Consider the following 12,566-nt stretch of genomic DNA (forward strand, 5'->3'; position numbering starts at 1 on the left):
GGCCGGTGCAGACGCTACCGCCCGGCCGCGCCCCCGTCCCACGGGGGCCGTCAGGAGTGCCGGTATCGTTGCTGGCGGTCGGCTGCTTCGTAGGGTTCCCCGTATCCGGGGACCCGAAGCATTCGTACGACCGTACAAGAACAGCTCCCCGAGAAAGGGCCCCACCGTGGCCGCCAAGCCCGTGGCCAAGCGCCTCGTCGTGCTGGTCTCCGGATCCGGCACCAACCTCCAGGCGCTCCTCGACGCGATCGCGGAGGCCGGAGCCGAGTCGTACGGCGCCGAGATCGTCGCCGTGGGCGCCGACCGCGACGGCATCGAGGGGCTGGCGCGCGCCGAGCGCGCCGGGCTGCCGGTCTTCGTGTGCCGGGTCAAGGACCACGCCACCCGCGACGAGTGGGACGCGGCGCTCGCCGGGGCGGTCGCCGCCCACGAGCCCGATCTCGTCGTCTCCGCCGGGTTCATGAAGATCGTGGGCAAGGAGTTCCTCGCGCGCTTCGGCGGGCGGTTCGTGAACACGCACCCGGCCCTGCTGCCCAGTTTCCCGGGAGCCCACGGCGTCCGTGACGCGCTCGCGTACGGCGCCAAGGTCACCGGTTGCACCGTCCACTTCGTCGACGACGGCGTCGACACCGGTCCGGTCATCGCCCAGGGCGTGGTCGAGATCCGGGACGAGGACGACGAGAGTGCGCTGCACGAGCGCATCAAGGAAGTCGAGCGAAGGCTGCTCGTCGAGGTCGTGAGCCGGCTCGCCCGCCACGGCTATCGCATCGAGGGACGAAAGGTAGTAATCCTGTGACCGCCGAGAGCAACAAGCGGCCCATCCGGCGCGCGCTCGTCAGCGTCTACGACAAGACCGGTCTGGAGGAGCTGGCCCGCGGGCTGCACGAGGCCGGGGTCGAGCTGGTCTCCACCGGCTCCACCGCCGCGAGGATCGCCGCCGCCGGGGTCCCTGTCACCAAGGTCGAGGAGCTGACCGGCTTCCCCGAGTGCCTGGACGGCCGGGTCAAGACCCTGCACCCCAAGGTGCACGCGGGCATCCTCGCCGACCTGCGCCTCGACGACCACCGGCGCCAGCTCGACGAGCTGGGCGTGGAGCCCTTCGGTCTCGTCGTCGTCAACCTCTACCCGTTCCGCGAGACGGTCGCCTCCGGCGCGTCGCCCGACGAGTGCGTCGAGCAGATCGACATCGGCGGCCCCTCCATGGTGCGCGCCGCCGCCAAGAACCATCCCTCGGTCGCGGTCGTCACCAGCCCCGAGCGGTACGCCGACGTGCTGGCCGCGGTCCGCGACGGCGGCTTCGACCTGGCCGCCCGCAAGCGGCTGGCCGCCGAGGCGTTCCAGCACACCGCGTCCTACGACATCGCGGTGGCCGGCTGGTTCGCCGCGTCCTACGCGCCCGCCGACGACTCGGCCTTCCCCGAGTTCCTCGGCGCCACGCTGGAGCGCAAGAACACCCTGCGCTACGGCGAGAACCCGCACCAGCCCGCCGCGCTCTACACCGACGGCACCGGCGCCGGTCTCGCCGAGGCCGAGCAGCTGCACGGCAAGGAGATGTCGTACAACAACTACACGGACACGGACGCCGCCCGCCGTGCCGCGTACGACCACGACGAGCCGTGCGTGGCGATCATCAAGCACGCCAACCCGTGCGGCATCGCGACCGGCGCGGATGTCGCCGAGGCGCACCGCAAGGCGCACGCCTGCGACCCGGTCTCCGCCTACGGCGGTGTGATCGCCGTGAACCGCCCGGTCAGCAAGGAGCTGGCCGAGCAGGTCGCGGACATCTTCACCGAGGTCATCGTCGCCCCGGACTACGAGGACGGCGCGCTGGAGGCCCTCGCCAGGAAGAAGAACATCCGGGTGCTGAAGGCGCAGGGCGCGCCCTCCCACCCGGCCGAGGTCAAGCCCATCGACGGCGGTGCGCTGCTCCAGGTCACCGACCGGCTCCAGGCCGACGGCGACGACCCGGCCAACTGGACGCTCGCCAGCGGCGAGGCGCTGTCCGCCGACGAGCTGGCCCAGCTCGCCTTCGCCTGGCGGGCCTGCCGGGCCGTCAAGTCCAACGCGATCCTGCTCGCCAAGGACAACGCCTCGGTCGGCGTCGGCATGGGCCAGGTCAACCGCGTCGACTCCTGCAAGCTCGCCGTCGAGCGGGCCGGCGAGGAGCGGGCACGCGGTTCCTACGCCGCCTCGGACGCGTTCTTCCCCTTCCCGGACGGCCCCGAGATCCTGATCGCGGCCGGGGTGAAGGCGATCGTGCAGCCGGGCGGCTCGATCCGCGACGAGCAGGTCGTGGAGGCCGCGAAGAAGGCGGGCGTGACGATGTACTTCACCGGCACGCGCCACTTCTTCCACTGACCCTCACCCGCTCCCCGGGCCCAGGGGCACATCGCACCAGACGGTCTTGCCGTGGCCGTTCTGGGTGACGCCCCAGCGCAGCGCCACCGCGTCGAGGAGGAGGAGTCCGCGCCCGGACTCCTCCTCCTCCTCGTCCGCGTGGCGCACCACCAGCCACGCGTGCGGCTCCCGGTCGCCCACCTCGACGCGGACCGGGCCGTCCTCCCCGTCCGGGCACCGCACCCGTACGGACACGAGGGCGCCCTCCCCGACGTGCAGGATCACGTTCGTCAGCAACTCGCTGACGCAGAGCTGCACATCGCCGCACGGCACGCCCAGGTGCTCGCGCACCGCCCGGCGCACCTCCGCCACGGCCGTTGGGTACGCCGCCAGTTCCAGTGCCAGCGGTGGCGGTGACGTCCTCACCCCGCCGCTCCCTTCCGCAGCGCGGCCGTCAGTGCCTGGGCGGTGGCCTGATTGCAGTTCCCGAGCGCGACGAGCGGGGCGCTGTACGACGCGGCCAGCGAGGGGAGTTCGAGTCCCAGCGAGGGCAGCGTGATGCCGTGCGCCAGGAGCGCGGCGCGCAGTTCCGCCAAGTGGGCCTCGGCTTCCCTGATGTGGGGGTGCGGCACGGGCGTACACCTTTCTGTGTGCGATGCGTGACGAATGGCTCACACAGTGGCGTAACGCGGCGTACCGTGCCAGGGGTTCGGGTTGCGCACGGTGACTGGTAAACGGTGGTGATGAGCGATGCCCGCTCGCAAGGATCCCGACGCCTCGACGAGCGTCCCCTCCTTCTACGGCGCGGAGTTGCGCTTCAAGCGCGAGGCGGCGGGCCTCACGCTGGAGCAGTTGGCCGAGGGCAGCTTCCGGGGGATCTCGTTCCTGAGCCAGATCGAGCGGGGTGAGCGGCGGATGCCGCTGGATCTCGCACGGCACGCGGACCAGCGGTTGGGGACGGACGGGTTTTTCGAGCGGCGCTGTGAAGACGTCGCCAAGGCGAGGAACACCGGGCATCCGATGTACTTCCTCGAAGTACCGGAGCTGGAGAAGCAGGCGACGTCACTGGAGGAATGGCATCCCGACATCTTCCCTGGTCTGCTTCAGACGGAGGAGTACTTCCGGGGGCTCGCGCGGTACATGGGGCCGTTGGTGCTACCGGAGAAGATCGACGAAAGAGCCCGTGGCCGAATGGTGCGCGCGGAGCTGTGGCGTCGGGCGGATCGGCCGACATACTGGGGGATCGTGACGGAGGGGGCGGTCCGGGACACGCCGCTTCCCCCAGCGGTGATGGCTAAGCAACTGGAGCACGTTCTGGATCTGGTGCGGGCCACGCAGAGCGTTCTGCAAGTCGTTCCGCAAACGATCCCGTGGCACCCCTTGAAGCATGGCATGGCCAAGCTCATGACCTTTGCGGATGCCCCGCCACTGGTGTGGACAGAGAGCGATTTTGACGGTCACATCATCGATTACCCGTCGACGGTGAAGGAGTATCGCAGTCGCTACGATCTGCTCAGGGCCATCGCCCTTCCGCCGGATGCGTCCCTTTCTCTGATCGAAGAAGCTGCGAGGACCTACAAACATGAGGCACAGCAAGGTGATTGATCCGCGCCGGCTGACGTGGCGCAAGAGCAGTTACAGCAATGACGACGGCGCAGACTGCGTCGAAGTAGCCGACGCCTTCCCCGCTCTCCTCCCCGTCCGCGACTCCAAGAACCCCGCCGGCCCCGTCCTCCTCTTTCAGCGGAGCGCCTGGGATCCCTTCCTCTCCGCGCTCAAGGACTGACCGCATGGCAACGGCCTCCGGCCCTCCCCCAGGAGGGGCCGGAGGCCATCGCCGTCAGGCGGCCCGGATCAGCAGGGGCGCAGGGACCAGATCGGGTCCCACGTGGCCGTACCGGCCTGGTAGGCGGTGGACGTCCAGCGGACGCTGCCGTCCTTGTTGAAGAACTTCGCCACCGTGCCCGGTGTCTGGTTGTTGGTGAAGGGACCGTTGCCGGTCCAGTTGTTCAGGTTCCAGGTCTGGCACTTGTAGAAGTCGAACTTCTGGCCGTTGACGAGCATGCAGAGATGGCCGTAGGCGCAGTCCAGGTCCTTCTTCAGGGCGGCCCTGTTCCTGGGTGCGTCGGTGACGGTGAGGCCGTCGTACCTCACCGCGTCGGCGGTGACGTGGAGGGGCTCGGGATGCCCCGCCAGGACCTGCTCGGCCCGCTGCTGGAGGCTGGTCACCCGGGTGCCGGCCGGGTCGGACGCGGAGGCCGCGGCCGAGGTTCCGGCGAGCAGGGCGGTGGCCGCGACGAGCAGCGCGGCGGGCTTCTTCACGTTCACAGGTTCCCCCATGTGACGAAGGTGGTCGTACCGCCGAAGCGGAGTGGTACCACCGTGTCAGCGGGCCGCCGCCGCGGGTACCTCGGAAGTCTCAGGGTCGCGGGGGCTGTCCCCATCGTGGCCGGGGTGGCCGCTGCGTAGAGTCGGCGGCGGACCACGGAACAGACCTGCTCCACGGGGGAATCACATACGGCGAACACACCTGCGCGTCCTGGTGCCCGAACACCGGAGCCGGCCGACCGCATTTTCGCCGAGCCGGGCTGGCCTGCCCTCGCGGCCACCCTCGACGAAGCCCGAACCGCCGGACACAACCCCACCACCCTGCTCACCCAGGCAACCGCCCAAAGGGAACTGGACACGGCGGAACGCATGTGCGACGTACTCGCGTGGCGAACTGATGCCGGTGGTCGGGAGGCCTCCTGCTCACCGGCCGCCCTCCGTCGTCCGGTCAGACAGCCCGCTCAAGTCAGAACGTCGGCGGCGGTGAGCCCTGCCGTCCCAGCCCCGACAACGCACTCCTCTACATGCACGACTGCGGCTTGAGGCTGCTCAGGAAGGGAGGGCCGTGTCGAGGTAGTCCTGTACCGGCTCGAACAGGCCGTACGGCACGTACTGTGGGATCTCGCCATGGGCGACCCAGGCCAGTTCGGCCAGCTCCTCGGTGTCCGCGACGTGGGCCGTTCCGCCCAGCATCTCGCACGCGGTGTACGACATCAGCCGGCCCGTCTTCGGATGGACGCGCTCGCCGAGCAGCTTCACAGCCGCCACGGTCAGCCCGGTCTCCTCCTGGGTCTCCCGCACAGCGGCGTCCTCGCGGGCCTCGCCCGGCTCGACCTCGCCGGCCGGGAACTGCCAGGAGAGCTGTCCCTCGCTGACCCGGCGGCGCACCATCAGCACACGCCCCTGGTTCACGACGACGGCGGCGGCGATGCCCAGGCACTCGTCCGTGTTCTGCTGCGTCACGTCTGCTCCTCCAGGACGGCCAGGACGGGTGGGAAGATCGTATCGACGGGGATGAAGCGGGGCACCGAGTTTCTGGGGACCCACACGACGTCGATGTTCTCGGCCGCGTCACTGTTCGTGGCCTCGCCGGCCAGGTACTCGCAGAGGAAGTACTCACACAGCACCCCGGTCGCGGGGTGAAGGCGATTCCCGAGGCGCTGCCGGACCGCGCAGTGGACACCCGTCTCGTCCAAGGTCTCCCGCACGGTGGTGGTCTCCGCCTTGCCACCCGGCTTGATGACGCCGGCCGGGAACTGCCACGTGATTCCAGCAGCGTCGTCGTCCCGTCGGCACACCAGGAGGACATCGCTGTCGCGGACGACCACCGCGATGGCCACCCGCAGCGCCTGTGCGCCGGGTGGCGTCGAATCCATCGGGGCTCGCTCCTTCACCAGCAGGAGTGCGAAGCGCTGTCGCGCTGCCGGAGGAGCCTGCTCATGGGCCGTGTCGAGAAGCTGCTGCATCTCCCTGCGAGGCACGAGGGCCGCGTCGGAGTGCCAGGTGGCCACCGTCCTCACGGCGATGCCGAGGTGGGCGGCGAACTGTTCGTTGCCGAGCCGTAGAGCGGACTGCAGCAGGCAGGCGTACAGGCCGCTCCAGCGTTCGATCACGTCCACAAGACTGCCCCCTTCGTCGCCGCCCGGTGCAGGAATCCGCGCGCCGAAAGTGCACTCCCACTGCACTGGCACTTCATGGTCACGCGGGAAGAGCCCCGGAAGAATCGGAGTCACCAAGGGCCCAAGGAATCAGCCGCCAAAGGCTCGGTTCCTGGGAGGCGTATGCGGGGTGTGAGAGCGCCAGACGACCACAGGGAGATTCTAGGTGCGTACCCCCAGCGGATAGTGGAGACAGAGAAGTTGGCCGAATCGGGAATCCTGATGGGCTGATCGGCCGCACCTTGGCCGACGTTCGCCCGTCCGGGGCACTGCCCGCACGCCCGAATCGCCCCGCCAGCGCCGGTAACCTCACCAGGTGACGGCTGATTGGCCGTCACATCTGGTTGCCAGCAAGGCGAAAGGGAGTCCATGGCCGAGGTTCAGGCACACACCGTCGAGCGCACGCTCGTCCTGCTCAAGCCCGATGCGCTGGCGCGTGGCCTGGCAGGAAGGATCATCACGCGATTCGAGGATGCCGCGCTGAAGATCGTCGGCACCAAGATGAAATGGATGGACGAGGAGTTCACCCGCAAGCACTACTTCGACCTGGAAGAACGACTGGGGTCTGAGGTCTACAACCTCACGGCGACGTTCATGCAGCAGGGGCCCGTCATCGCCCTGGTGCTGGAGGGCTTCGACGCCATCGCCACCGTCCGCAAGATCGTCGGCAGCACGTACCCGAACCAGGCTCCGGCCGGCACGGTGCGTGGCGACTTCTCGCACTACAGCGCGGCGGCCAGTATCGCCTCGGGCAAGGCGGTCGCGAACCTCGTGCACGCCTCCGGCAACGCGGAGGAGGCCAAGCAGGAGGTGGAGCTGTGGTTCGACAAGGACGAGCTGCAGGACTACAAGACGCTGGCCGAGATCTACACGTACTGACAGCGGGTCACGGCGTCACCCCGGGGACGCAGGGGCGTTGATCACCACTGGGGCACGACCGTTTGAACCGAGAGGGCACCATGACCGACCAGACCCGCCTGGCCTCCACCGACGAGCTGGAATCGATCTTCCAGCGTGAGCTGGCGACCGACCGGTGGGCCGCCACCGAGACCGCGTATGCCCTGGCCGTGCGCCACCGCGGCCTGGGCGACTGGCCCGCGTCGCAGGAATGGGCCCAGCAGTGCCTGCGTCTGCTGAAGGGCTTCCCCAGCGAGACGGAGGAGCAGGTCGCCACCGGCCGTACGTCGGTGGGAGGCGTCCAGCTGCCGACGTACCTGCACTCGGGTGTGGTCGAGGAGCGCTTCGGCACCCTCGGCTGACACCCGCCGATCCACCGGGGTGATGCGGCAGACACCCCGCATCGGCCGCATCACCCCGCGCCCGACCACCAACTCCATGGCGATCGCCCGACCGGACAGCCCCCTCGCAGCAGGTCCGGCTGGTTTCGCCATGCCTGAAACGAGGAGGCAGCAGCACCGTGGCCGTCGAGATCGAGATGCGCGCCCGCTTCACCAAGGGGGTCCACGACCAGCTCGTCACCCGCCTGAAGGCGGACGGGGAGGACCTGGGCCCCGACGACAAGCACATCTACTTCTACGTGCTCCCCGACCAGCTCCTGAAGGTCAGCGACAACACCGCCGCCGGCACCGCCAAGATCACGCTCAAGCGGAACAAGATCGGGCAGGGCGCGGCCTTCGCGGAGACCGAGTTCGCCATCGCCCCCGCCGATGTTCCCGCCGCGGTGAAGGTGTTCAACGCGCTCGGGTTCGAGGCGGCGATGCACGAGGCGTTCAACTTCCGTCACAACTTCCGCCTCGATGACGTGGAGATCGCGGTCAAGTGGAGTGAGGCGTGGGGCTACCACGCCGAGTTCGAGGTCCTGCTGGAAGACGGCGCCTCGGACGCCGCCTGCGCCAAGGCCGAGGCCAAGATCACGGGCGTCGCCACGATGCTCGGCGTGCCCCTGATGACGGAGCAGGAGCTGGCCGACTTCACGGCAGCCTTTGAGGCCGCCGAGAAGGAGCGCAAAGAGCGCGAGCAGCAGGCCGCGCCGACCCGGTAGGGGACATCACCGCGGAAACCACCAAGGGGGTGGGCACGAGTGAGCACGACTCCGTTGACCGTAAGTCTGATCGACATGGCTGCCCGAGGGCACCTCCCGCTCCACCAGCACATGGACCACGCCACCATCGCGTGGATCAGCGACCACAGGCCCGGCCTCCCGCCGACGCCGCAGCCGGCCGTGCGCCCGCAGTCGAAGGAGCTGCTCGCGGGCGCCGTTCTGCACACCCGGTGGTGGGCGGACCCCCGCCTGTACACCTCGCTCCACGGTGTCCGGCACGCCATGAGGACGGCGGCGCTCGCCGCCGTCCTCGCCGAGACGAACGGCCTCGACGACGCCGACACCGCCACGGCGATTCTCGCCGCGGCCGTACACGACTGCCAGCGGTGCCACGACCAGGACGACCGCGGGCACGGCGCCCGCGCGGCCATCTGGCTGGCCGCGAACGCCGACGCCATCTGGGGCCACTTCGGCCTCGCCGCCACACCCCGGCGGATCGTGCAGGCGGCCACTGCCGTCCGACTGCACGACATTCCGTACGAGGCGTTCACCGCGGACGACAAGTCCGACCACGCCCAGGCCGAGCGCATCACCGACGTGGTCAAGGCTGCCGATGCCCTGGACCGCTACCGCCTGCCGAAGCTGAAGTGGTGGCCGGAGTCCCTGTACGTCCGGGAGCCCGCCTTCGACCAGCTGCGTGGCCTCGCCTTCGACCTGGTCCTGGTCTCGGAGCGGGCCTACCTCGCCGGGGCCAGCGGCACCGCGGCCGTCCGCTACGCGCTCGCCGAGAAGGGCCTGGTCTGACCATGGACTTCCTCGATGCCTACCACCTGTGGGCCGATGCCCACGCCTTCTTCGACTCCGCCCTCATCCCCAGCCCCTCCGACCACACCGACCCGCTCGCTGCCCAGACCGCGGGCTGGGAGCGACGGCTTGCCGAGGAGACCCCGAACGGCCACCTGCTGCGGCGGAACGCCCTCTTCAAGGCCCTGAACGGAAACGGCAAGCTGCACCTCCTGCACGTCACCCACGCTCTGGAGGAGATCAGCCGGCAGGGAGTTCTCTACCCGACGGGCGGCTGCCTCGTCGGAAGCATCTACTGCGCGCCGCTCACCGCGACCGACCAGGGCTTCCGCATGCACAACCTCGGCGCTTACGTCCTGACCAAGGAGGCGCCGACCTTCCTGGCCAAGCTCGGCGTCACCGATCGCGTCCCCACTCCGCTGATCTTCGAGATCGACACCCCGCCGCAGGCGTACCGCGGTCTCGCCGGCGTGGACTACCTGCGGCTGGGCCTCATCCACCTGCAGATCTACAGCCACCTCGAATACCTGCTGAGCAAGAACGAACGGCACCAGCTGCGCGAGACCGTCGTCAGCCGGGTCAAGAACTCGGCCGCGTTCCTCACCACCGCTGCCGCTGTCGCCTACCAGGGCACCCAGGTCGGCGCCGAGCCGTTCCTCAAGCTGCTCGACGAGACGATCCCCCGACTGCCGATCCTCGGCTACCTGTACTTCGAGGCGGTCGCCGAGTACCTGATGCTGCAATCGACCTCCCACCACACCCGGCGCCTCGCCGAGCTCGGCGAGCTGAACAACTGGCTGTACAAGGAGATGCTGTTCGCCTCCTTCCCCGCGATGGAAGGCAAGTTCGACCTCGCGAGGTTCCGTCCCCGTCCGAAGCAGCTGGCCGCGCTCATCCACCGAGTCGACCCGACCATCGACACCAGCCACGCGAGCGCGTACCTGGTCGAGCGGATCAGCTACCTCGTCGCCGCCCGCCTCTTCGCGCCCGGCGACGCCCCTGAGGCATGGCACCGGACGCGCTGGGAGTTCGACTCCCTGGCCACACAGCTCGGACCGCTCCTCGGTCACCTCATCCACCGGGAACTGCGCACCTTCGGCCGCTACCCCGACTTCTACTTCTACTTCGACCAGCACAAGGCGCTGCAAGCCTGGAACTACTGGAACCACATGGACATCGTCGCACCGTTCAACGGCACGATGCCCAAGGGCGAGATCGGCATCAACCCGGCCTACCCCGACCTCGACTACCGCGTCTGGCGCGCCGAGCATGACGATGCCGGCCACCTCCACCCGGTCGAAGAGCTTTCGCTGACCATCGCGCCGCGGCTCGTGGACATCAAGTACACCCTGATGCGCAACAACCAGTGGACCGCCCCCGCGCCCAGCGCCGCCTGATCATCGCCGCCGCCATCCGCGGCCCACCCCACCCCGAACAACCTCACACGCAGGAGATCCGTGATGAGTCCCTCCGGCATGCCCTCCGTCGACCTCCTCGGCGAGCAGATCGCCTCCGTCCTCGCCGACCCCGCCACCACCCACGGCCTTGCCCACACCCTCCGGGCCGCCGCCAAGGAGGTCGAGCTCCACCGCTACCACCACGCCAGCCGGTGCGCGTGGCCCAACGGCCGGATCGACGACAAGCCCGCCAAGGTCCAGATCGGCGGCGGAGCCCACCGCATCGGCGGCTTCTTCAACATCGACCTCGTTCCGCCGGCCGACCTCCTCTGGGACATCCGCGAGGGCATCCCGCTTCAGGACGACAGCACCGACGAGATCTTCTCCGAGCACTTCCTGGAGCACATCGACTATCCGCGCTCGGCCAAGCACTACGTCCGCGAGGCCTACCGCGTCCTTGTGTCGGGCGGCCGGATCATTACCGGCGTTCCCGACGCCGCCTTCGCCCTGAGCCAGTACCCCGGCCCCTTGAACTCCTGCGATGAGACGATCGAGCGCTGGTACGCCAAGCGCGACTGCCGCGACGACATCAACACCCGGCTCGACCTCGTGAACCTCGTCTTCCGCGACCAGGACGACGATCCCACGTACACCCCGCACCTGTGGGCGTACGACCACGAGAAGCTCGTCCAGCTCTTCACCGAGGCCGGCTTCACCACCGTCGAACCCTGGACCTTCGACCCCACCATGGCCAACCCGAAGCGCCGATGGGGCAGCGTCTACGTCGTCGCCACGAAGTAGTCCCTCAAGCAGCCCGCGAGTCCGGGACGCCCCGTCCCCAAGGTTGCCGCCACTGCTGGAAGGCACACCGAAGCCGAAGAGGACCCGATGAGACGCCGTTCTCTGTTCCGAGCCGCGGGCCTCGCCGTCCCGCTCGCGCAGGCCGCGACGTTCGCGCAGATGCTCTGCACCGTGGCGTACGCGGCCGCGCAGGCCGGTGACCGTGACCGTGCCCTGGAGATGATCGGTGACGCCGAACGCGCCGTGAAACTCCTTCCCGACCGGCAAGGGCAGTCGCAGGCGTTCAGCGTGACGCCGGCGTCCGTCGCTCTGTACAAGGTCGGGGTCCTGTGGGGACTCGGCGATGCCGGCGCCGCTGTCCACGCGGGCAGGAACGTCCACCCTGGCCAGTTCCGCGCCGCCGAACGCCGGGGTCGGCTGCACACGGACATGGCGCGGGCCTGGTGGCAGTGGGGCAAGCCGGAGGAGACCGCGGTCGCCCTGGCCGCCGCTCACCGGGAAGCGCCGGCGGAGGTCCGGGACCGCCCCAGCATGCGCGCCATCGTCACCAAGCTGGCCGAACGCCACCCTCGCACCGCGAGCGTCCGCCACCTGGCTGCGGCCGTGCACGCGGGGAGCGCATGAGGCACCCGCTGCCACCCTGTCGCAGTCGAGACGATGTCTCCGGCATTCCATGATCAAGAGACGTGTGAAGGAAGCTGGCAGCTCCTGTCGGAACGGCCGGCTGCTACGTTGCCCGGATGAGGAAAGGACCTGCCACGCGCAGTGCCGGGGCGGACGAGCCGCTCGGCTTCGTGATCGCCTCGGTGGGCAACGCGGCGGCTCTCGCGTTCGAGTCCGCCCTGGCCGTGGAGGGCCTGCATCCGCGGCACTTCGCCGTGCTGCGCGGGTTGCGTGACGGTGAGGAGCACAGCCAGCAGCAGCTCGCCTCCTCGCTGGGCATCCCGGCCAGCCGTCTGGTGGGGCTGCTCGCGCTGCTGATCGACAGGGAGTTGGTGGAGCGGCGCGAGTCGCCGGCCGACGCGCGGGTGAAACTGGTCCGCCTGCGGGCGGAGGGCCGCGCCGAACTGGAGCGGCTGATCCGGCTCGCGGGCGCCTCGGAGCGGCGGCTGACCGCGGGGCTGACGGCCGGGGACAAGGCCGAACTGCGCCGGCTGCTCGGCATCGTCCACGCCAATGTCGCCGCCGAGCCCGGGGGACGGCCCGCCCGGGTGTGGTGAGCGGACTTCCGGTCCTCCG

17 protein-coding genes are annotated in these 12,566 nt (G+C 69.4%); 12 read left to right on the forward strand and 5 right to left on the reverse strand.

From position 1 onward, the window contains the following. The first annotated feature begins 166 nt into the window (after positions 1-166). A complete protein-coding gene (purN, locus tag R4Z62_RS20530) occupies positions 167-796 on the forward strand; it encodes a phosphoribosylglycinamide formyltransferase (RefSeq protein WP_064534765.1) in 630 nt (209 codons plus the stop codon). Continuing rightward, the gene (purH, locus tag R4Z62_RS20535; RefSeq protein ID WP_064534767.1) at positions 793-2,358 is read left to right on the forward strand and encodes a bifunctional phosphoribosylaminoimidazolecarboxamide formyltransferase/IMP cyclohydrolase; all 1,566 of its coding nucleotides are present in this window, start codon (positions 793-795) and stop codon (positions 2,356-2,358) included. The genes purN and purH overlap by 4 nt, the downstream gene beginning before the upstream one ends. A 3-nt stretch (positions 2,359-2,361) precedes the next feature. On the opposite strand, the gene R4Z62_RS20540 is transcribed toward purH, so the two are convergent. Both R4Z62_RS20540 and R4Z62_RS20545 read right to left on the reverse strand, forming a co-directional pair. Next, positions 2,362-2,763 (reverse strand): ATP-binding protein, encoded by a 402-nt coding sequence (locus R4Z62_RS20540; RefSeq protein ID WP_491520563.1) that lies wholly within the window; start codon positions 2,761-2,763, stop codon positions 2,362-2,364. Beyond that, positions 2,760-2,969 (reverse strand): hypothetical protein, encoded by a 210-nt coding sequence (locus tag R4Z62_RS20545; RefSeq protein WP_064534771.1) that lies wholly within the window; start codon positions 2,967-2,969, stop codon positions 2,760-2,762. The genes R4Z62_RS20540 and R4Z62_RS20545 overlap by 4 nt, the downstream gene beginning before the upstream one ends. A 118-nt stretch (positions 2,970-3,087) precedes the next feature. Here R4Z62_RS20545 and R4Z62_RS20550 point away from each other — a divergent pair, with 118 nt between their 5' ends. Both R4Z62_RS20550 and R4Z62_RS20555 read left to right on the forward strand, forming a co-directional pair. After that, complete coding sequence (locus R4Z62_RS20550; RefSeq protein ID WP_106967163.1) at positions 3,088-3,942, forward strand: helix-turn-helix domain-containing protein; 855 nt, start codon at positions 3,088-3,090, stop codon at positions 3,940-3,942. Next, a complete protein-coding gene (locus R4Z62_RS20555; protein ID WP_491520564.1) occupies positions 3,920-4,123 on the forward strand; it encodes a DUF397 domain-containing protein in 204 nt (67 codons plus the stop codon). The genes R4Z62_RS20550 and R4Z62_RS20555 overlap by 23 nt, the downstream gene beginning before the upstream one ends. A gap of 68 nt (positions 4,124-4,191) precedes the next feature. Here R4Z62_RS20555 and R4Z62_RS20560 read toward each other — a convergent pair whose 3' ends face one another. The 3 genes from R4Z62_RS20560 to R4Z62_RS20570 form a co-directional block, all read right to left on the reverse strand. Further along, positions 4,192-4,665 carry a hypothetical protein gene (locus R4Z62_RS20560; RefSeq protein ID WP_064534775.1) on the reverse strand — a complete coding sequence of 158 codons (474 nt, stop codon included), beginning with the start codon at positions 4,663-4,665 and terminating at the stop codon, positions 4,192-4,194. Between the two features lie 549 nt (positions 4,666-5,214). Further along, a complete protein-coding gene (locus tag R4Z62_RS20565; RefSeq protein WP_491520565.1) occupies positions 5,215-5,628 on the reverse strand; it encodes an NUDIX hydrolase in 414 nt (137 codons plus the stop codon). Then, the gene (locus tag R4Z62_RS20570; RefSeq protein ID WP_491520566.1) at positions 5,625-6,284 is read right to left on the reverse strand and encodes an NUDIX hydrolase; all 660 of its coding nucleotides are present in this window, start codon (positions 6,282-6,284) and stop codon (positions 5,625-5,627) included. The genes R4Z62_RS20565 and R4Z62_RS20570 overlap by 4 nt, the downstream gene beginning before the upstream one ends. A 408-nt stretch (positions 6,285-6,692) precedes the next feature. On the opposite strand from R4Z62_RS20570, the gene R4Z62_RS20575 reads away from it, so the two are divergent. From R4Z62_RS20575 to R4Z62_RS20610, 8 genes are all read left to right on the forward strand, one after another. After that, a complete protein-coding gene (locus R4Z62_RS20575; RefSeq protein WP_030344300.1) occupies positions 6,693-7,202 on the forward strand; it encodes a nucleoside-diphosphate kinase in 510 nt (169 codons plus the stop codon). A gap of 80 nt (positions 7,203-7,282) precedes the next feature. Continuing rightward, positions 7,283-7,582, forward strand: coding sequence for a hypothetical protein (locus R4Z62_RS20580; protein ID WP_491520567.1), 300 nt, complete (start codon positions 7,283-7,285; stop codon positions 7,580-7,582). A 158-nt stretch (positions 7,583-7,740) separates the two neighbouring features. Then, entirely contained in the window at positions 7,741-8,325 is a 585-nt protein-coding gene (locus tag R4Z62_RS20585; RefSeq protein ID WP_491520568.1) for a hypothetical protein, read from the forward strand. 75 nt (positions 8,326-8,400) lie between these two features. After that, entirely contained in the window at positions 8,401-9,129 is a 729-nt protein-coding gene (locus R4Z62_RS20590) for a hypothetical protein (protein WP_491520569.1), read from the forward strand. A 2-nt stretch (positions 9,130-9,131) separates the two neighbouring features. Then, positions 9,132-10,526, forward strand: a complete 1,395-nt coding sequence (locus R4Z62_RS20595) for a hypothetical protein (protein WP_491520570.1) — start codon at positions 9,132-9,134, stop codon at positions 10,524-10,526. A gap of 63 nt (positions 10,527-10,589) precedes the next feature. Then, the gene (locus R4Z62_RS20600; RefSeq protein ID WP_491520571.1) at positions 10,590-11,327 is read left to right on the forward strand and encodes a class I SAM-dependent methyltransferase; all 738 of its coding nucleotides are present in this window, start codon (positions 10,590-10,592) and stop codon (positions 11,325-11,327) included. 87 nt (positions 11,328-11,414) lie between these two features. Then, complete coding sequence (locus tag R4Z62_RS20605) at positions 11,415-11,951, forward strand: hypothetical protein (RefSeq protein ID WP_491520572.1); 537 nt, start codon at positions 11,415-11,417, stop codon at positions 11,949-11,951. 116 nt (positions 11,952-12,067) lie between these two features. After that, entirely contained in the window at positions 12,068-12,547 is a 480-nt protein-coding gene (locus tag R4Z62_RS20610; RefSeq protein ID WP_079159042.1) for a MarR family winged helix-turn-helix transcriptional regulator, read from the forward strand. The last annotated feature ends 19 nt before the right edge of the window (positions 12,548-12,566 follow it).

The sequence above is a fragment of the Streptomyces sp. PL-25 genome (assembly GCF_058344915.1).